14 protein-coding genes are annotated in these 17,473 nt (G+C 58.1%); 11 read left to right on the forward strand and 3 right to left on the reverse strand.

Annotated elements, in window-relative coordinates:
- The first annotated feature begins 226 nt into the window (after positions 1 to 226).
- Positions 227 to 1,783: a TerC family protein gene (locus HKK53_RS02565; protein WP_169369193.1), complete on the forward strand. Its 1,557-nt coding sequence runs from the start codon at positions 227 to 229 to the stop codon at positions 1,781 to 1,783.
- Between the two features lie 122 nt (positions 1,784 to 1,905).
- On the opposite strand, the gene HKK53_RS02570 is transcribed toward HKK53_RS02565, so the two are convergent.
- Positions 1,906 to 2,337, reverse strand: a complete 432-nt coding sequence (locus HKK53_RS02570; protein ID WP_169369195.1) for a thioredoxin family protein — start codon at positions 2,335 to 2,337, stop codon at positions 1,906 to 1,908.
- A gap of 356 nt (positions 2,338 to 2,693) precedes the next feature.
- Between HKK53_RS02570 and HKK53_RS02575 the strand changes: the two genes are divergently transcribed.
- The 8 genes from HKK53_RS02575 to HKK53_RS02610 all read left to right on the forward strand — a co-directional run bounded on the left by HKK53_RS02575 (position 2,694) and on the right by HKK53_RS02610 (position 9,384).
- Positions 2,694 to 3,542, forward strand: coding sequence for a transporter substrate-binding domain-containing protein (locus HKK53_RS02575; RefSeq protein ID WP_169369197.1), 849 nt, complete (start codon positions 2,694 to 2,696; stop codon positions 3,540 to 3,542).
- 53 nt (positions 3,543 to 3,595) lie between these two features.
- Positions 3,596 to 4,258, forward strand: a complete 663-nt coding sequence (locus HKK53_RS02580; RefSeq protein WP_169369199.1) for an amino acid ABC transporter permease — start codon at positions 3,596 to 3,598, stop codon at positions 4,256 to 4,258.
- A 9-nt stretch (positions 4,259 to 4,267) separates the two neighbouring features.
- Entirely contained in the window at positions 4,268 to 4,930 is a 663-nt protein-coding gene (locus HKK53_RS02585) for an amino acid ABC transporter permease (protein WP_123596495.1), read from the forward strand.
- Positions 4,927 to 5,718 (forward strand): amino acid ABC transporter ATP-binding protein, encoded by a 792-nt coding sequence (locus tag HKK53_RS02590; protein ID WP_123407719.1) that lies wholly within the window; start codon positions 4,927 to 4,929, stop codon positions 5,716 to 5,718. Before HKK53_RS02585 ends, HKK53_RS02590 begins: the two co-directional genes overlap by 4 nt.
- A gap of 23 nt (positions 5,719 to 5,741) precedes the next feature.
- Positions 5,742 to 6,131 carry a RidA family protein gene (locus tag HKK53_RS02595; RefSeq protein ID WP_169369201.1) on the forward strand — a complete coding sequence of 130 codons (390 nt, stop codon included), beginning with the start codon at positions 5,742 to 5,744 and terminating at the stop codon, positions 6,129 to 6,131.
- A gap of 165 nt (positions 6,132 to 6,296) precedes the next feature.
- A complete protein-coding gene (locus HKK53_RS02600; protein ID WP_169369203.1) occupies positions 6,297 to 7,061 on the forward strand; it encodes an IclR family transcriptional regulator in 765 nt (254 codons plus the stop codon).
- 39 nt (positions 7,062 to 7,100) lie between these two features.
- A complete protein-coding gene (locus HKK53_RS02605) occupies positions 7,101 to 8,306 on the forward strand; it encodes an amino acid deaminase (protein WP_169369205.1) in 1,206 nt (401 codons plus the stop codon).
- 142 nt (positions 8,307 to 8,448) lie between these two features.
- Positions 8,449 to 9,384 (forward strand): sugar kinase, encoded by a 936-nt coding sequence (locus tag HKK53_RS02610; protein WP_169369207.1) that lies wholly within the window; start codon positions 8,449 to 8,451, stop codon positions 9,382 to 9,384.
- A 39-nt stretch (positions 9,385 to 9,423) separates the two neighbouring features.
- On the opposite strand, the gene HKK53_RS02615 is transcribed toward HKK53_RS02610, so the two are convergent.
- Positions 9,424 to 9,699, reverse strand: a complete 276-nt coding sequence (locus HKK53_RS02615; RefSeq protein ID WP_007898282.1) for a peptidylprolyl isomerase — start codon at positions 9,697 to 9,699, stop codon at positions 9,424 to 9,426.
- Positions 9,700 to 9,751: 52 nt separating this feature from the next.
- Complete coding sequence (locus tag HKK53_RS02620) at positions 9,752 to 12,289, reverse strand: PAS domain-containing hybrid sensor histidine kinase/response regulator (RefSeq protein WP_169369209.1); 2,538 nt, start codon at positions 12,287 to 12,289, stop codon at positions 9,752 to 9,754.
- 131 nt (positions 12,290 to 12,420) lie between these two features.
- Here HKK53_RS02620 and HKK53_RS02625 point away from each other — a divergent pair, with 131 nt between their 5' ends.
- Both HKK53_RS02625 and HKK53_RS02630 read left to right on the forward strand, forming a co-directional pair.
- Entirely contained in the window at positions 12,421 to 13,530 is a 1,110-nt protein-coding gene (locus tag HKK53_RS02625; RefSeq protein WP_169369211.1) for a PilT/PilU family type 4a pilus ATPase, read from the forward strand.
- Between the two features lie 150 nt (positions 13,531 to 13,680).
- On the forward strand, positions 13,681 to 17,415 hold the full coding sequence (locus HKK53_RS02630; RefSeq protein ID WP_169369213.1) for a hypothetical protein: 3,735 nt from the start codon (positions 13,681 to 13,683) through the stop codon (positions 17,413 to 17,415).
- The last annotated feature ends 58 nt before the right edge of the window (positions 17,416 to 17,473 follow it).

The following is a 17,473-nucleotide window of genomic DNA, read 5'->3' on the forward strand; positions in this document are numbered from 1 at the left end:
TTCACCTGTACGCTCCAAGTCCTTTTTCCCCTTCAGGACCCGCATGAACACCCTCTCGGAGCCCCCCAGTCAGCCCTCCCTCTCGCGCCTTCGCGCAACCCTGACGCACGTCAAACACCCGGTTTTCCGACCTCTGTCTCTTTTTGCTTCTACGCCCCCACGGCCCTCGCGCCGCGCCTTGCCGTGCCCGGCATTCTGAATTCGCTGAACAGATCGAGATATTTTTATGGAATGGATAGCTGACCCCACCGCCTGGCTGGGCTTGTTGACGTTGATCGTGCTGGAACTGGTGCTGGGCATCGACAACCTGGTGTTTATCGCAATCCTGGCGGACAAGTTGCCGCCGCATCAGCGCGATCGTGCACGGATCATCGGTTTGTCCCTGGCGCTGCTGATGCGCCTGGGCTTGCTGGCGAGTATTTCCTGGCTGGTGACCCTGACCCAGCCGCTGTTCGAGGTGTTCGACAAGAGCTTCTCGGGCCGTGACCTGATCATGTTGTTCGGCGGTGTGTTCCTGTTGTTCAAGGCCACCATGGAGTTGCACGAACGGCTCGAAGGCCATGTCGGCCAGCGCGCGGGCAATGCGGCTTATGCGATGTTCTGGCCGATCGTGGCGCAGATCGTGGTGCTCGACGCGGTGTTCTCCCTCGACGCGGTGATTACCGCTGTGGGCATGGTCGATGAACTGGCGGTGATGATGATCGCGGTGATCATTTCCATCGGCCTGATGATCGTCGCCAGCAAGCCGCTGACCCGTTTCGTCAACGAACACCCGACGGTGATCATGCTGTGCCTGGGCTTCCTGATGATGATCGGTTTCGCGCTGACCGCTGAAGGCCTGGGCTTCCACATTCCCAAGGGTTACCTGTACGCGGCCATCGGTTTCTCGATCCTGATCGAAGTGTTCAACCAGATCGCCCGGTCCCGGCGCAAGCGCTCCATGCAGGGGCTGCGACCGATGCGTGAGCGTACGGCCCATGCGGTGTTGCGTTTGTTGGGTGGTCGCCGGTTGGCGGCGGAAGAAGTCGGCGAGGAGATTGCCGACCTGCTGGATAACGGTGAAGCCCCAAGTGAAGTGCTGTTCGACCGCCGTGAACGGGTGATGATCAGTGGTGTGCTGCAACTGGCCGAGCGGCCGATTCGAACGCTGATGACGGTGCGGGCTTACGTCGATCACCTCGATTTGGCCGACGATGCCGAGACCATTCGTACACGCCTGATGCATTCGTCCTACTCACGCCTGCCGCTGGTCCGGGACGGCGTGGTGGATGAACCCCTGGGCTTCGTGCACAAAAAGGAGTTGTTGAAAGAGTACCTGGCCGGCAATGACCCGGACCTTGAAGACCTGGCGCGCACGACCATCAATCTGCTCGACAGCTACTCGATCCTCAATGCCCTGGAACAGATGCGCCAAGCCTCGACCCACATTGCTTTTGTGGTCAATGAATTCGGTGATTTTGTCGGCGTTCTGACCATGACCGATATTCTCGAATCGATTGCTGGCGAGCTGCCGGATGCCAGCGAAATCGAAGGCCCGGATGTGCTTGAGGAGCAGGGCGGGTTCATGGTCAGCGGCGCGTTGAACCTGGCGCGGGTGCGACAGTTGACCGGTTTTAGCGCTGAACCGACCGAGGATTACCAGACACTGGCCGGGTTGGTGATGAGTGTGCTGGATCGGTTGCCGATAATCGGTGACAGCCATGAACGGGAAGGCTGGACCATGACGGTAATGGCGGTTGAAGAGCGGCGGGTGGTGCGGGTGTTGCTCCAGCGTATGGGCTAGTGATTTGGGTTGGATATCAGGGCCTCATCGCGAGCAAGCTCGCTCCCACATGGAACGGTGTACGCAAGTCCATTGTGGGAGCGAGCCTGCTCGCGATAGCAATCTACCTGACAACAAAAACCTCAAGCCCCAACCAAGGACCGCGCCCGAGGCACCATGCACAGCGAACGCAACGTCCGCCGCAGCCAAGCCCGATCATGCCCCGGTTTCCGAGCCACCTGCCGGGGCTTCACCTTCCCGACATGCGCCACAAAATCCTCCGCCAGCGATTGTGGACTACCAATCCCCTTAAGCTTTTTAACCAGTTTCCCATCCTTGTAAAACAACACCGTCGGCGTCCCCGTAACCTCCGGATGCCGCGGCGATTCGCGGGTACTCAACATATAAACATCCGCCCGATGCCGAAACGCCTCGGCAATCGCCCGAAACACCGGTCCGGCTTCTTCGCATGCCGGACAGTGCTGATTGCCAAAGTACAGGATCACCGGACGCCAGGTTTTCAGGGCTTTGCGGTAGGTCGGGGCCAATGCCGTTTGAGGGGTGTTCGAAGTCATTGAAGTCTCCTTTTCACAACGATCAGTGAAGGCTTGTTGACGGTAAAGGAGGGTGGCGGGTGGGTCTACTGTCAGAAATTACAGGTGGGTCCGCAAACGTCACGGTGCCACATTTTGAATCGCCACCCGCCGAATGTGGTGCAAGTACCCGCCCACGTGTGTCCCCCGGTAGCGCTCTCCCGCCCATGCGTTCGGTAACGCTTTTCCCGTGCAAAACCGCATCCCTTTGATTCAAAACACCTTTCAATCTCTCCACCACAGTCACCCTATCCTATGGCACACTTTCTGCTGTCTATTCCGTTGTTACACACTTATATCCGGTATAACGGAATACACAACAATCTGGAGTGCTTGCCATGCATCGCCGACCTTCCATGTTCAAAGCGTGTGTTTTTCTCTTTGCGGCTACGGCTGCTGCCGTGGGTGTTGCCCAGGCGGCGGACAGCAAGCTTGATAGCGTGCTGGCCCGTGGCAAATTGATTGTCGGTACAGGCAGTACCAACGCGCCGTGGCATTTCCAGGGAGCGGACGGCAAGTTGCAGGGTTTTGATATTGATATCGGCCACATGATCGCCAAGGGTTTGTTCAACGACCCGAGCAAGGTCGAGTACGTGGTGCAGTCATCCGATGCGCGGATTCCGAACCTGCTGACGGACAAGGTCGACATCAGCTGCCAGTTCATCACCGTCACCGCCAGCCGTGCGCAGCAAGTCGCCTTTACGCTGCCGTACTACCGCGAAGGTGTCGGCCTGCTGCTGCCAGCGAACAGCAAATACAAGGAAATCGAAGACCTGAAAGCCGCCGGCGACAGCGTGACTGTGGCCGTGCTGCAGAACGTGTACGCCGAAGAACTGGTGCACCAGGCGCTGCCTAAAGCCAAGGTCGACCAGTACGACAGCGTCGACTTGATGTATCAAGCCGTGAACTCCGGCCGAGCCGACACCGCCGCCACCGACCAGTCCTCGGTCAAGTACCTGATGGTGCAGAACCCTGGCCGCTATCGCAGCCCGACCTACGCCTGGAGCCCGCAAACCTACGCTTGCGCGGTCAAACGTGGCGACCAGGATTGGCTGAACTTCGTCAACACCGCGCTGCATGAAGCCATGACTGGCGTCGAGTTCCCGGCTTACGCGGCGTCGTTCAAACAATGGTTCGGTGTTGACTTGCCGACCCCGGCTATCGGTTTTCCCGTCGAATTCAAATGATCCCGTGAGAGCGGGGCGGCTGTAAAAGCGCCCCGTTCAAGGTATTGCTGACCATGAACTATCAGTTGAACTTTGCCGCCGTGTGGCGCGATTTCGACACCTTGCTGGCAGGGCTCGGTCTGGGCCTGGAGCTGGCGCTGGTGTCGATCGCCATCGGTTGCGTGATCGGCCTGATGATGGCGTTTGCTTTGTTGTCCAAGCATCGCGCGTTGCGGGTGCTGGCGTCGGTGTACGTGACGGTGATCCGTAACACGCCGATCCTGGTGTTGATTCTGTTGATCTACTTCGCCTTGCCGAGCCTGGGCATTCGCCTGGACAAGATTCCTTCGTTCATCATCACCCTGTCGCTGTATGCCGGGGCGTACCTGACCGAAGTGTTCCGTGGCGGGCTGTTGAGCATCCCAAAAGGGCAGCGTGAAGCCGGGCTGGCGATCGGTCTGGGCGAGTGGCAGGTCAAGGCCTACGTCACCGTGCCGGTGATGCTGCGTAACGTGCTGCCGGCGTTGTCGAATAACTTCATTTCGCTGTTCAAGGACACCTCGCTGGCGGCCGCGATCGCGGTGCCGGAGCTGACCTATTACGCGCGCAAGATCAATGTCGAGAGCTACCGGGTGATTGAAACCTGGATGGTGACCACAGCGCTCTATGTTGCGGCCTGTTACCTCATTGCCATGATCCTGCGTTACCTCGAGCAGCGTCTGGCGATCCGCCGATAGGAGCCTCCCATGTACGAATCCCCAAGTTGGTTGCATGAGTTGTGGGTGGCGCGGGAAGTGCTCTGGCAAGGCTTTCTGGTCACGGTGCAGTGCTCGGCCCTGGCGATTTTGCTCGGCACGCTGATCGGCATCGTCGCCGGACTGGTGCTGACCTACGGCAATGTCTGGATGCGCGCGCCGTTTCGCTTCTACGTCGATCTGATTCGCGGCACGCCGGTGTTTGTGCTGGTGCTGGCCTGTTTCTATATGGCGCCGGCGCTGGGCTGGCAGATCAGTGCGTTCCAGGCCGGTGCCTTGGGGCTGACGCTGTTCTGCGGCTCCCACGTCGCCGAGATCGTACGCGGTGCGCTGCAAGCTTTGCCACGCGGGCAGATGGAAGCGAGCAAGGCGATTGGCCTGACGTTTTATCAATCCCTGGGCTATGTGTTGTTGCCTCAGGCGTTGCGGCAAATCCTGCCGACCTGGGTCAACTCGTCCACCGAGATCGTCAAGGCCTCGACCTTGCTCTCGGTGATTGGCGTCGCCGAGTTGCTGCTCAGCACGCAACAGATCATCGCCCGGACCTTCATGACCCTGGAGTTCTACCTGTTCGCCGGTTTCCTCTTTTTCGTCATCAACTACGCCATCGAATTACTCGGCCGGCACATTGAAAAGCGGGTGGCTTTGCCATGACTCAGACTTCTGTTGCACCAAACGGCCAGGCCCTGCTGGACATTCGCGGCCTGCACAAACAATACGGCAAGCTTGAAGTGCTCAAGGGCGTCGACCTGACCATGCAGCGCGGCAACGTCGTCACGCTGATCGGTTCCAGCGGTTCGGGCAAGACCACGCTGCTGCGCTGCGTGAACATGCTCGAAGAATTCCAGGGCGGGCAGATCCTGCTCGACGGCGAATCCATCGGCTATGACGAGGTCAACGGCAAACGCGTGCGCCACGCGGAAAAAGTCATCGCCCGCCATCGCGCGATGACCGGCATGGCGTTCCAGCAATTCAACCTGTTCCCGCACCTGACCGCGTTGCAGAACGTCACCCTGGGTTTGCTCAAGGTCAAGAAGCTGCACAAGGATGAAGCCGTGGCGCTGGCCGAAAAATGGCTGGAGCGCGTCGGCCTGTATGAACGCCGCGATCACTATCCCGGTCAGTTGTCCGGCGGTCAGCAACAGCGCGTGGCGATTGCCCGGGCGATTGCGATGAACCCGAGCCTGATGCTGTTCGATGAGGTCACCTCGGCCCTCGACCCGGAGCTGGTCGGCGAAGTGCTGAACGTGATCAAGGGCCTGGCCGATGAAGGCATGACCATGTTGCTGGTGACCCACGAAATGCGCTTTGCCTTCGAAGTCTCGGACAAGATCGTGTTTATGAACCAGGGCCGGATCGAAGAGCAGGGGCCACCCAAGGAATTGTTCGAACACCCGAAATCGCCGCGTCTGGCGGAATTTCTCAAGAACACCCGTTTTTAATTTTATTAGCAGGAGAAACACTCATGAGCATTACTCGTTACGGCGCCGGCAGCACCGCCGGTGGCGGCCAGCCTCGTCCTTTCGCCCGTGCCGTTGAAGCCGATGGCTGGCTGCATGTGTCCGGGCAGGTGCCGGCGCTGGATGGCGAAATCATCGTCGGCGGCATCGTCGAACAGACCCACCAGACCATGAAGAACCTGATCGCGATCCTCGAAGAAGCCGGTTATGGCCTCGAAGACGTGGTCCGCGCCGGCGTGTGGCTGGAAGACCCGCGGGATTTCTGGAGTTTCAACAAGGTCTTTTCCGAGTACTTCAAAAGCGAACACGCCCCGGCCCGGGCCTGTGTGCAGGCGAACATGATGGTTGATTGCAAGGTTGAGATCGACTGCATCGCGTACAAGAAAAAGGCCTGACCCCGTACACATGATCGTTCCCACGCTCCGCGTGGGAATGCCGCCTGGGACGCTCCGCGTTTCGCTTCGGATGTGACGCAGAGCGTCACGCAATGCATTCCCAGGCAGAGCGTGGGAACGATCATTAGCGGTAAACTCCCGGCACTTTGAATGGGAACCTGAAACATGACCGAAGACACCATCAAGCGCCGGGCACGTGGTCTGGACCGGGCGTTCGATATTCTCGATTTCCTCAAGGAAATCGGCCAGCCACTGCGCCCGAACGAAATCGCCAGCGGCATCGGCAGCCCGAAATCCACGGTCTACGAACTGGTGGCCTCGTTGCTGGAACGGCGCATCCTCGAACCCGTGGGCAAGGACGGTCACGTCTACCTGGGCCGTCAACTGTACTTCCTCGGCCAGGCGCACTTGCGCCATTTCGACCTGACCCGCGAGGCCGATCACGCCTTGCAGGAAATCGTCAGCCAGACCCACGAAACCGCGCAGATGTGCCTGCTCAACGGGCGCAAGTACACCGTGGCGCTGATGAAAGAGGGCGAACGGCATTTCCGCATCTCCTCGGACATCGGCGAAAACGCGCCGATTCCCTGGACCGCGTCCGGGCGCCTGTTGCTGGCGCACTTGAGCGACCAGTCCATCATCGACCTGATCGACCACGACGACTTCATCCTGCCCAATGGCGAACGTTTGCCGCTGGATCAGTTTCTCCAGGAAATCCGCCAGGCCGGTATCGACGGCTTCTTCTCCTTCGATAGCGTCGCCGACACCTTCACCCATTGCTTCGCCGCCCCGGTCAAAGACCCCAACGGCGTGGCCATTGCCACCCTGTGCATCGTCGCCCCACGGGCCGATGCCAAGAACAACTACAACGACTATCGCCGGGTGCTGATCGACAGCGCCAACAACCTCGCCCGGCGTATCAACGAATAACCGCGGCTGCTGGCGGCCGTGAATGTAAGGAGTTCGATCATGTCTTCTGCTGCCGTAGAAAAAGGCTTTGCCCACACCGGCGCGCACTTGGTGCGCGATGTCAGCCTGCCGGCGCTGGTGCTGCACCGTGAAGCGCTGGAACACAACATCCGCTGGATGCAGGCGTTCGTCAGCAACAGCGGCGCGGAACTGGCGCCCCACGGCAAAACCAGCATGACCCCGGCGCTGTTTCGCCGGCAACTGGACGCCGGCGCCTGGGGCATCACCCTGGCCAGCGCCACCCAGACCCGTGCGGCCTATGCCCATGGCGTACGCCGGGTGTTGATGGCCAACCAACTGGTCGGCACGCCGAACATGGCGCTGATCGCCGATTTGCTGGCTGATCCAAGCTTCGATTTCCATTGCATGGTCGATCACCCGGACAACGTCGCTGACCTGGGCGCGTACTTCGCCTCGCGCGGCGTACGCTTGAACGTGATGATCGAATACGGCGTGGTCGGCGGTCGTTGCGGTTGCCGCACGGAGCAGGAAGTGATCGCACTGGCCAAGGCCATCGCCGCGCAACCGGCATTGGCGCTGACCGGTATCGAAGGCTACGAAGGGGTGATCCACGGTGACCACGCCGAGACCGGCATCCGTGAGTTCGCCGCCTCCCTGGTGCGCCTGGCGGTGCAGTTGCAGGACAGCAGCGCGTTCGCCATCGCCAAGCCGATCATCACTGCTTCGGGCTCGGCCTGGTACGACCTGATCGCCGAATCCTTCGAAGCGCAGAACGCCGGCGGACGCTTCCTTAGCGTGCTGCGCCCCGGCAGTTACGTCGCTCACGACCACGGCATCTACAAGGAAGCGCAATGCTGCGTGCTCGACCGTCGCAGCGATTTGCACGAAGGCCTGCGCCCGGCGCTGGAAGTCTGGGCGCACGTGCAGTCGATGCCGGAGCCGGGATTTGCGGTGATCGCCCTGGGTAAGCGCGACGTGGCCTATGACGCCGGTTTGCCGGTGCCGTTGTTGCGTTACAAGGCGGGTGTCGTGCCGGCGATTGGCGATGACGTGAGTGCCTGCAAGGTGACGGCGGTGATGGACCAGCATGCGTTCATGACCGTGGCGCCTGGGGTTGAACTGCGGGTGGGGGACATTATTTCGTTCGGCACTTCGCACCCGTGCCTGACCTTTGATAAATGGCGCACGGGGTGTCTGGTGGATGAGCAGTTGCAGGTGATTGAAACCATGGAAACCTGTTTCTAACCCCTAATTGATCGTTCCCACGCTCTGCGTGGGAATGCCTCACTGGACGCTCTGCGTCCGCTTCGGCATGTGACGCGGAGCGTCACGGGCTGCATTCCCACGCAGAGCGTGGGAACGATCAACACCAGAGAACCCTAAATCCATGAACACCATTAACACCCTCGGCCCCAACACCCCACGCATCGCTCTGATCGGCGAGTGCATGATCGAGTTGCAGCAACGGCCCGACGGCAGTCTGCAACAAAGCTTCGGCGGTGACACCTTGAACACCGCGGTCTATCTGTCCCGGGAACTGGGCGAAGGTGGCACGGTGGATTACGTCACGGCGCTCGGCGATGACAGCTTCAGCGACGCCATGTGCCAGAGCTGGGCCGCCGAGAACATCGGCCTGGACCTGGTCCAGCGCTTGCCCGGCCGTCTGCCGGGTTTGTACTGCATCCAGACTGACGCCGCGGGCGAGCGCCGCTTCCTGTACTGGCGCAACGAAGCGGCCGTGCGCAGTTGCTTCACCACCCCGGCGGCCGCGCCGATTCTGGCGGCGTTGCCGGATTACGACGTGCTGTACTTCAGCGGCATCACCCTGGCGGTGCTCGGTGAGCAAGGTCGCGAGAAATTACTGGAAACCCTGATCGAAGCCCGACAGCGCGATGCGCGGATCGTCTTCGACAACAACTACCGACCACGTTTGTGGGCGTCGCTGGAGGAGGCTCGGGCGGCGTATCGCAGTGTCTTGCCATACGTGGACCTGGCGTTGTTGACCGTTGATGACGAGCAGGCGCTGTTTCATTTTTCCGATTGCGACGCGGTGTTTGAAGCGTATGAGCAGATCGGCACGCCGGAAGTGGTGCTCAAGCGCGGCGCCGAGGCGTGCTTGATTCGTTGCGCTGGTGAGTCGTTCGAAGTACCGGCACGGAAGGTCGAGCGCGTGGTCGATACCACGGCGGCGGGGGATTCGTTTAGCGCGGCGTATCTGGCCAGTCGGCTCAAGGGCGGCAGCCCGGTTGAGGCGGCGCAGGCGGGGCATCGGTTGGCGAGCAGAGTGATCCAGGTCCCCGGAGCGCTAATCCCCAAAGATTGAAATGCGACCCTGTGGCGAGGGGGCCCTCAAGCCACCCCATCAATCCCGATAAAACACCTGCACCAGGTGATACCCGAACTTGCTCTTGATCGGCCCATGGACCACCCGCAGCGGTTTCTTGAAAATCACTGCATCGATCACCCCGACCATCTGCCCCGGCCGCACTTCACCCAGATCGCCGCCGCGTTTGCCGGACGGGCAGGTGGAGTACTTTTTGGCCAGCACATCGAAGGCTTCGCCCTTGGCGATGCGTTGTTTGAGCTGCTCGGCTTCTTCCGAGGTTTTCACCAGAATATGGCGGGCTTGAGCTTTCATGAGGCAGACCTTGTAACGGTGGTGACAACTGGGCGCGGGATTATGCCTCAACTCACTCCGGTTGGCCGATCATCGTGCGAATCTTGTTGGCCAGCAGGTCGATGGAAAACGGCTTGGCCACCATGTCCATGCCTTCCTCCAGGAAGCCCTGGCGTTCGGCGGCTTTCTCCGCGTAACCGGTCATGAACAGCACTTTCAGGTCCGGGCGATGCTGACGGGCGATTTCCGCCAGTTGCCGGCCGTTCATCCCCGGTAACCCGACATCAGTCACCAGCAAATCAACCCGCAAATCGGATTCGAGCAAGGGCAGGGCGGCCCGGGCGTCTTCGGCTTCGTGGGCGTGATAACCCAGCTCATTGAGCAAATCGAGCACCAGCATCCGCACCGCCGGGTCGTCCTCCACCAGCACCACGGTTTCCCCGGCAATCGCCGAGGGCGCTTCGCCGGTGACTGGCAGCAAGGTGTCCTGCGGCGCGCCAAGGTGCAGGCGCGGCAGGTACAGGCGCACGCAAGTGCCTTGGTCCGGCACGCTGTCGAGGCTGACATGGCCGCCCGACTGCTGGGCAAAACCGTAGATCATCGACAACCCCAGGCCCGTGCCCTGGCCGATGGGTTTGGTGGTGAAGAACGGATCGAACGCCTTGGCCAGCACCGACGCGCTCATGCCGGTGCCGTTGTCGCTGACCGCGATCATCAGATAGTCCCCGGCCTTGACCGCTTCCAGGGGGGCGAGGTCGTTGCCGTCGAGGTAGACGTTGGCGGTTTCGATCAGCAGCCGGCCACCATCGGGCATTGCGTCCCGGGCATTGATCACCAGGTTGAGCAAGGCGTTTTCCAATTGGCTGACGTCGGTGCTGACCGGCCACACTTCGTCGGCCAGTTGCAGCGCGAGCTCGATATGATCGCCCTTGGTGCGGCTGAGCAGGTCTTCCAGGGAATGGATCAACTCATTGGCGTTCAACGGTTTGCGGTCCAGTGACTGGCGCCGGGAGAACGCCAGCAGGCGATGGGTCAGGGCGGCGGCGCGGTTGGCCGACGACACAGCGGCTTCAGTGAAGCGGCCGATCTCGGCGCTGCGGCCATCGGCGATATAGCGTTGCATCAAATCGAGGCTGCCAATAATCCCGGTGAGCATGTTGTTGAAGTCATGGGCGATGCCGCCGGTGAGCTGGCCGACCGCTTCCATTTTCTGCGCATGACGCAACGCGTCTTCGGCGCGCTCGCGCTCGAACATCTCGTTTTGCAGGCGCTGATTGGCTTCGGCCAATTGCTGGGTGCGGGCGATCACGCGTTCTTCGAGGGTTTCATTGAGGTTGCGCAGGGCTTCTTCAGTCTGTTTGCGCTCGGTTTCATCGATCACGAAGATATAGAAACCGTTGACCGCGCCGTCCGCACCGTGGCGTGGCAGGTAATTCATCAGGGCACTGCGGATGCTGCCATCGCGGTGCGCGGCGTCGATGCTGAACGAACAGGGCCGCCCGGCCAGCGCCTCGGCGATGTATTCGGCGCGCAAGGCATAGGCGTCGTCGCCGAGCACTTCATGGATGGTTCGACCGAACAGTTCCTGAGGCGTGAGGCCGTACCAGTCGAGGTACGCGGCGTTGTTCAGGCGAAAGCGTTCTTCACGGTCGACGTAGCTGATCAGGATCGGCATCGCATTGATGATCAGCTGCAGCTCGGTCTGGCTCTGGCGCAGGGCCTGTTCGGTGTGCTTGCGCTCGGTCAGGTCCAGCGCGGCGCCAAGAAAGCGCATCGGCCGGCCATGGTGGTCCTTGTAGCAACGACCCCGGGCAAATACCCAGCGCAGTTGGCCGTCGGGTTGCAACAGACGGTATTCCTCGGCGTACTCGGTGCCGTGGGTGATGCAATGCTTGATGCTGCGCGCCACCATGGCGCGGTCTTCCGGGTGTACGCCGTGCAGGTATTCGCTGATCGGTAACTGGCTGGCCATCTCCGGATCAACCCCGTGCAGTTGCGCAAAGTGCGCGTCGGCAATGAAGCGGTCTTCGCCAATGTCCCAATCCCAGGTGCCGACCGCATCGGTGGCGGCCAGGGCCAGTTGCAGGCGCTGTTCGGTTTCGTGCTGGGCCTTGAGGCTGGCGGCGGAGCGCTGTTCGAGTTCGAGGGCGATGCGTCGCCGTTCATTGGTTTCGATGGCGGTGACCAGGATCCCGGCGACTTGGGCGCTTTCATCGCGAATCGGGCTGTAGGTCAAATCCAGCCAGAAGTCGGAATCCTGCCCGTCCCGCTGCAAGGAAAAGCGCTGCTCGCTGTAGGTCCGCACCTGGCCTTGTAGGACGGCGCTGTAGATCGGGTCGGTAAAGTCTTTTAATTCAGGCCATATCTGGTGCGTGGGCTGTCCGAAAGCGTGCGGATGCTTGCTGCCGGACAGCAGGGCGAAGCCGTCGTTGTAGATTTGCGTGAGCTGCGGGCCCCACAGCAAGAGCATGGGCATCGGCGAATGAATCACGATGTCCACCGCGGTGCGTAGGCTCTGCGGCCAGGAACTGGCGGCGCCCAAGGGGCTGCGGCTCCAGTCCAGTCGGGCGATCAGGGCCTGGGCATCGCTGCCGGTCGGTGATGCGTTCATCAAAATGTCCTGCACGTCAGTCGGTGTGGCTACGTCTACTATCCTTGCAGGGCGGTAGTCGCTGGATGACCCGAAGCGTCACGCGGTCGGGTCATATTTGCTCATTGAATGCTTCGCGGGTGCTTTTTGCCATGGAAATCGATTTATTGTTGCGGCAACTGGCCAGCCAGGAAGGCTCTGATCTTTACCTTTCTACCGGTGCGCCACCCAGCGCGCGGTTCGACGGTGTGCTCAAAGTCCTGTCTGATCAACGGTTCAAACCGGGGGAAATCGCAGCCATCGCCGAGTCCATCATGGACGCCGAACAGCGGCTGGAGTTCGATCGGGAACTGGAAATGAACCTGGCCATCTCTCTCGCCGGGGTCGGTCGTTTCCGGGTCAATATCTTTAAACAACGCAACGACGTATCGATCGTGGCGCGCAACATCAAGCTCGACATCCCGCGCTTCGAAGACCTCAACCTGCCACCGGTGCTGCTGGAAACCTTGATGCTCAAGCAGGGGCTGATGCTGTTCGTTGGCGCGACCGACTCGGGTAAATCCACGTCCCTGGCGGCCCTGATCGATTACCGCAACCGCCACAGCAGCGGCCATATCATCACCATCGAAGATCCGGTGGAGTATATCCACCGTCACAAAAAATCGATCATTAATCAGCGCGAGGTCGGCGTCGATACCCGCAGTTTTCATGCCGCGCTGAAAAATACCCTGCGCCAGGCGCCGGATGTGGTGCTGATCGGCGAGATTCGCGACCGCGAGACCATGGAACATGCCCTGACGTTTGCCGATACCGGCCATCTGGTCATCTCCACGTTGCATGCCCACAACGCCAACCAGGCGCTGGACCGCATCATCAATTTCTTTCCCCAAGAGCGCCGCGAGCAGTTGCTGCACGACCTTGGCAACAACCTCAAGGCCTTCGTTTCCCAGCGGCTGGTGCGCACCCGCGACGGCCAGCGCCGGGCAGCGGTAGAGGTAATGCTGGGCACACCGACCATTGCCGACCTGATCCGGCGCAATGAGTTTGATGAACTGAAGGGGATTATGGAAAAGTCGGTGGAACTGGGGATGCAGACATTTGACGGGGCGCTTTATAAGTTAGTCGTGGAAGGTGTTATCAGTGAGGATGAAGCATTAAAGCATGCCGATTCCGTTAACAATTTACGACTGCGGTTAAAGCTTTATGTCGACTCAACGACGACTCAACAACTGCCGCCAGGCGAATGGGGGTTGGTTGAGTAATGATTTTTTATTTAATAAGGCTTTGTGAGTGTGTTGGGTCTTTACAGTGTCAGAAACTTTAAATAAAACTTTGGCGATTGATGGTTTTTGATTTTGCATTAGAGTTCCTTCCTCGTGATTAATGCATTGGATGCTGGAAGGATTAATAATATGAAAGTCAGAAATAATTTTGATAAGTCTGCTGTGTTCGTAGCAGAGGAATATTTGTCTTGTGTGAACGCTGATACGACGGAGCGCCGCGCGTTAGTGAGTCAGCTTAAAAATTATATTAAAGGTCGGCGCGATAATGAAGTTGTTAATTGGGGGCTCTTTTTTATCACGCTGCAGATGAGGTCATCGCTTCACTATGTGCACCAGCCCGTCAGTAGATTGCTGAGTGAAATGCGTGGTTTGAAGGAGGTTAAAGCTGTATTGGACAGGGAGGAACTAGATGGCTCTGACGAGATCTATGTGACCGGCAATGGCTATATGGCGCTATTGTTGGATTCTGTCAGGCTGAATGTCACTCATCACTTCGTCTCCGATCCAGTGGTCGGCCCGCGACTACGCAACTTGATCGAGGCTGCAAAAGAGACAGGTGGAGAAGTGTGGCAGGGTGATAAGGCGAGTTGCTCACAATGGATGCGGTTTCACGGTCTGGAAGTTCCAGAAGATGTGGAGCAAACCAAGAATCTGTTGGCCTTTTTAGAATGGGAGTGGCCTAAAACTGATGAGTTTGGTAATTACTGGGCGCACCTGACCGGTGATTTCGATGAGGCCATTGTGTTGACGCCCGCTCAGTATGCGGAGATTCGCGCATTGACTGCAAAATTTGTCGCCAAAGATAAGAGCTTACTGGATACGCTGTGGGAAAATGCGCAGCCAGCGCTATCTGGGAAAGTTGATTGGGGGAATGCGAATGAGACAATAGGGCTGCTGGTACGTCATAAGTCTTTTAGGCAAATGGCAAGAAAATACCTGGATGGTTTGGGTTGGTATGGTTCGGCTGACGATGAAGACGTCACCGCGCACGATCGCGCACAAATCCTGATAACCGCCGTTATTCTCGATATCAATCCCTTTATTGGCACGGAAGAGAAACGAAATAGCGTCGGCACATATGATATTTATGAGCCGCGAGAATCTGTTGATAAGCCATTGGCTGATATTCGTCAGGGCCTGGAGCGCCATCTGGTGAGTAGCCAGCGAGTTTCCCTCGCGATGGCACCATTGGCGTCGCATTTGCTGCTGGCTTCCATGGCGCCCGGTTTTCTGGTCAAGGACCTGCCCTCCGAACTCAAAGCGGGTTCGATAGGTTGGGTGAGTTTTACTCAGGCAGTAGCGTTGGTCGAGCAAACATTCAGAGGGGTTTCTCGTTTCATGACCTATGAGCAGGTCATGAAATTCGGCAATGTGGATGCAGTCAGTTCGTCGGTCTCCCAGTTGCAAAGTGTGGTGGCTATTAAATCAATTATCGACTGGGCTTTAATCAACGAAGTCATTACGCATGAGGCCCTTGCGGTATCTGTCAAGGACGCTGCTGAAAAGGCAATGTTGGCGTATCAGGAATACGTAAAGCACTTTGTTCAGGGGGCAGAGGCATTTACTACGCCGTTGCCGAGCCGACAAAAGATCGCATTGGCGGCGCTGGAAGAGGCGGCACCCGGCTGTGATTTCCTGAAGGATCGGGTGCTCAGACACTACAGTGATAACCTGTCACATTCCTACAAAATGTCCATGCTTGATCTCCATATAGAAGGTGAGCTGGCAAGCGGAGACTGGGATTGGCGGGAGGAGGGGAGCCTTTATGAGCGCTATCCATACCTGTATGCGCTGGCGCCTAATGAACCAGTGTTCGAAGCGCAGGTGTCCGACCATCACCGTGAACTTCATAAAGCTTTGGCCACCAATATAAAAGTGGCGATGGCGCAAATGGAAAACGATGATCGCGAGATCTTCGAGAACAACGCAATCACCTTTTTCACGCTTCGTCCATCCGTTGCCGAGCGGATTCCAATGCCTGAAGGCAGTGTTGGTTACACCGGGGCAAATATTAAGAACCCCCCGCCGACGGAAAGCCAGGCCAAAAAAGACGAGGCTACCGGCCGTTATAGTGTCGTGATGTGCGCATCACACAGTAACGGCAAATTTGTCTGCTATGAAATGTTTAGCTTGCGCGCCAAGTGTCGGAAAAATATTCGGTTGGGTGAAATGATTCATGGTTCAGGGAAAATGAATATGCCCGCCAGAATCGATTTCAACGGGGGAATGACAGATCCTAAGCCACCCGTCACGCCGTTTTATCTGCCGATCGATCTGCGGAGCTATACCAATGGGACTGAGCCTCGGAACGACTACAGTAGTGAGGCGGTTATCGAGAAACTTGGCACTCTGCCGGCGCCCACATCCAGACCCAAGAAAAGACGCAACGCTTATCAACACTTCTCCAATCCGCGGATCAACGATGTTGCCCAGTTCATTGTCGTTAATCGCCCTTTAGCCTCGGTCAAGGAACTCACGGAAGCAGCGACCGAGTACACAGAGCGGGAGCAGGGTAAAGCGACGCTGGACAGGATCACGACCTATGTTGTTGATCTGGTGGTACCGTTCAAGAAATGCATTGAGGACATTGCCTCAGGAGAACGCAACAGAGTTGTAGACGGGGTATTCGGCTGCACGATGGATGCTATCGGTATTCTCTTTGCCTTCGTCGGTGTGCCGGGCAAGGTACTGAGTATTGCCGGCAGGGCCGCCTCTCTGTCGGCGAAGTTTAAAAGTTTTGCGAAGTTCGGATTGAAACTTACGTTCTCGATATTTAATCCGCTCGACGGCGTGGGCACCGGTGTTTATCGAGGCTCGAAAGCACTTTATAAAAGCGGATTGCGATTGGGGGGGCAAGGGGCTCATTTGGTTGAAACTGCGTCATTTCAGTTGCGCAGACTGACTGGCAAAGCCGATTCTGTGGCGCTGCTACGTGTTGAAAATTTTCCGCACCTTGGACAAGGTACATGGCGTCCTCGAGGTAGTTCGGTAGACATAGTGGACATTTGTGCTTTGCGTAAAAACAACGACTGGTTCGCTGTTAATCGAAACGGCAATGCTTGGGGTAAACGGCTCACCGACTTCGTCCAGTACCAGGAGTTTTCTTTCCCCGGTTTCCGTGGGCCACTACCTGCGAGCTACAGTCGCCAGATTATTCAGCAAAGCTTGCCAATAGCGAGTCGTAAAATTGACGACGCAATCTCGGTGTTGTCTACGCCGGCGCTCAATAATGAAACCAATCTTGCAATCGGCCTGCTTCTGGGCAGCACGCCTCAGTCACGTGACGACTTGTTCTTCTTTTTGAGACTGATCAAAACAGACTTTAACGGCTTTTCCATCAGTAATTTTATTTTGGACGGCGCGAAGGATAATACGAACCTCGTCGAGGTAAATCCTCTCCAGTACGACTTATGGAAAAAGTCTGTCAGTACGGGGGCGGCCGATCATCAGTTTTTGACCATTAACACCCAAAACCTGGTTGATCGTTTCAGCTCGACAGGTTCCAGCTACGGTGCGGTTGCTGATGATCTGATTCATGAAGTCTTCCGTGCCGGGCCTAAAAAAATCGACGTGGTGTGCGCCAAGGCAGCAACGCAGGGCCAAGGCATGGACGTGGCTCCGCTGTTAAACCTTGCTGCCGGTCGCCTGCCACTGGCTGCCAATGAAAGGCCAGTTCGTTATCACAATAGCCAAAAAGCACTTGCAAACGCGGACTCTTTTGCGTTGATAACAGCGTTACTCAGTCAAAGTAAAACTGACAAAGCCGGGTATCTGAAAAACATCGGCATCATGAGCGCAGCCATTAACGGCAGTGCAGGCCGCCCCATTGACACTGAAGTGCTGGTGAATCTGAATACCGATTAAAGTTGCTCTCGATGCCGCAGATCGTCCTGCGGCATCGGCGGTCATTGCCCATTCTGAC

It is taken from the genome of Pseudomonas sp. ADAK7, assembly GCF_012935675.1.
Lineage (GTDB): Bacteria > Pseudomonadota > Gammaproteobacteria > Pseudomonadales > Pseudomonadaceae > Aquipseudomonas.

Excerpts from the sequence above, each read along its gene's own strand:
- HKK53_RS02615 (WP_007898282.1), bottom strand. The coding sequence starts at position 9,699 with ATGAAAGCTCAAGCCCGCCATATTCTGGTGAAAACCTCGGAAGAAGCC.
- HKK53_RS02580 (WP_169369199.1), top strand. The coding sequence starts at position 3,596 with ATGAACTATCAGTTGAACTTTGCCGCCGTGTGGCGCGATTTCGACACC.
- HKK53_RS02570 (WP_169369195.1), bottom strand. The coding sequence starts at position 2,337 with ATGACTTCGAACACCCCTCAAACGGCATTGGCCCCGACCTACCGCAAA.
- HKK53_RS02575 (WP_169369197.1), top strand. The coding sequence starts at position 2,694 with ATGCATCGCCGACCTTCCATGTTCAAAGCGTGTGTTTTTCTCTTTGCG.
- HKK53_RS02600 (WP_169369203.1), top strand. The coding sequence starts at position 6,297 with ATGACCGAAGACACCATCAAGCGCCGGGCACGTGGTCTGGACCGGGCG.
- HKK53_RS02620 (WP_169369209.1), bottom strand. The coding sequence starts at position 12,289 with ATGAACGCATCACCGACCGGCAGCGATGCCCAGGCCCTGATCGCCCGA.
- HKK53_RS02610 (WP_169369207.1), top strand. The coding sequence starts at position 8,449 with ATGAACACCATTAACACCCTCGGCCCCAACACCCCACGCATCGCTCTG.
- HKK53_RS02565 (WP_169369193.1), top strand. The coding sequence starts at position 227 with ATGGAATGGATAGCTGACCCCACCGCCTGGCTGGGCTTGTTGACGTTG.
- HKK53_RS02625 (WP_169369211.1), top strand. The coding sequence starts at position 12,421 with ATGGAAATCGATTTATTGTTGCGGCAACTGGCCAGCCAGGAAGGCTCT.
- HKK53_RS02605 (WP_169369205.1), top strand. The coding sequence starts at position 7,101 with ATGTCTTCTGCTGCCGTAGAAAAAGGCTTTGCCCACACCGGCGCGCAC.
- HKK53_RS02590 (WP_123407719.1), top strand. The coding sequence starts at position 4,927 with ATGACTCAGACTTCTGTTGCACCAAACGGCCAGGCCCTGCTGGACATT.
- HKK53_RS02595 (WP_169369201.1), top strand. The coding sequence starts at position 5,742 with ATGAGCATTACTCGTTACGGCGCCGGCAGCACCGCCGGTGGCGGCCAG.
- HKK53_RS02630 (WP_169369213.1), top strand. The coding sequence starts at position 13,681 with ATGAAAGTCAGAAATAATTTTGATAAGTCTGCTGTGTTCGTAGCAGAG.
- HKK53_RS02585 (WP_123596495.1), top strand. The coding sequence starts at position 4,268 with ATGTACGAATCCCCAAGTTGGTTGCATGAGTTGTGGGTGGCGCGGGAA.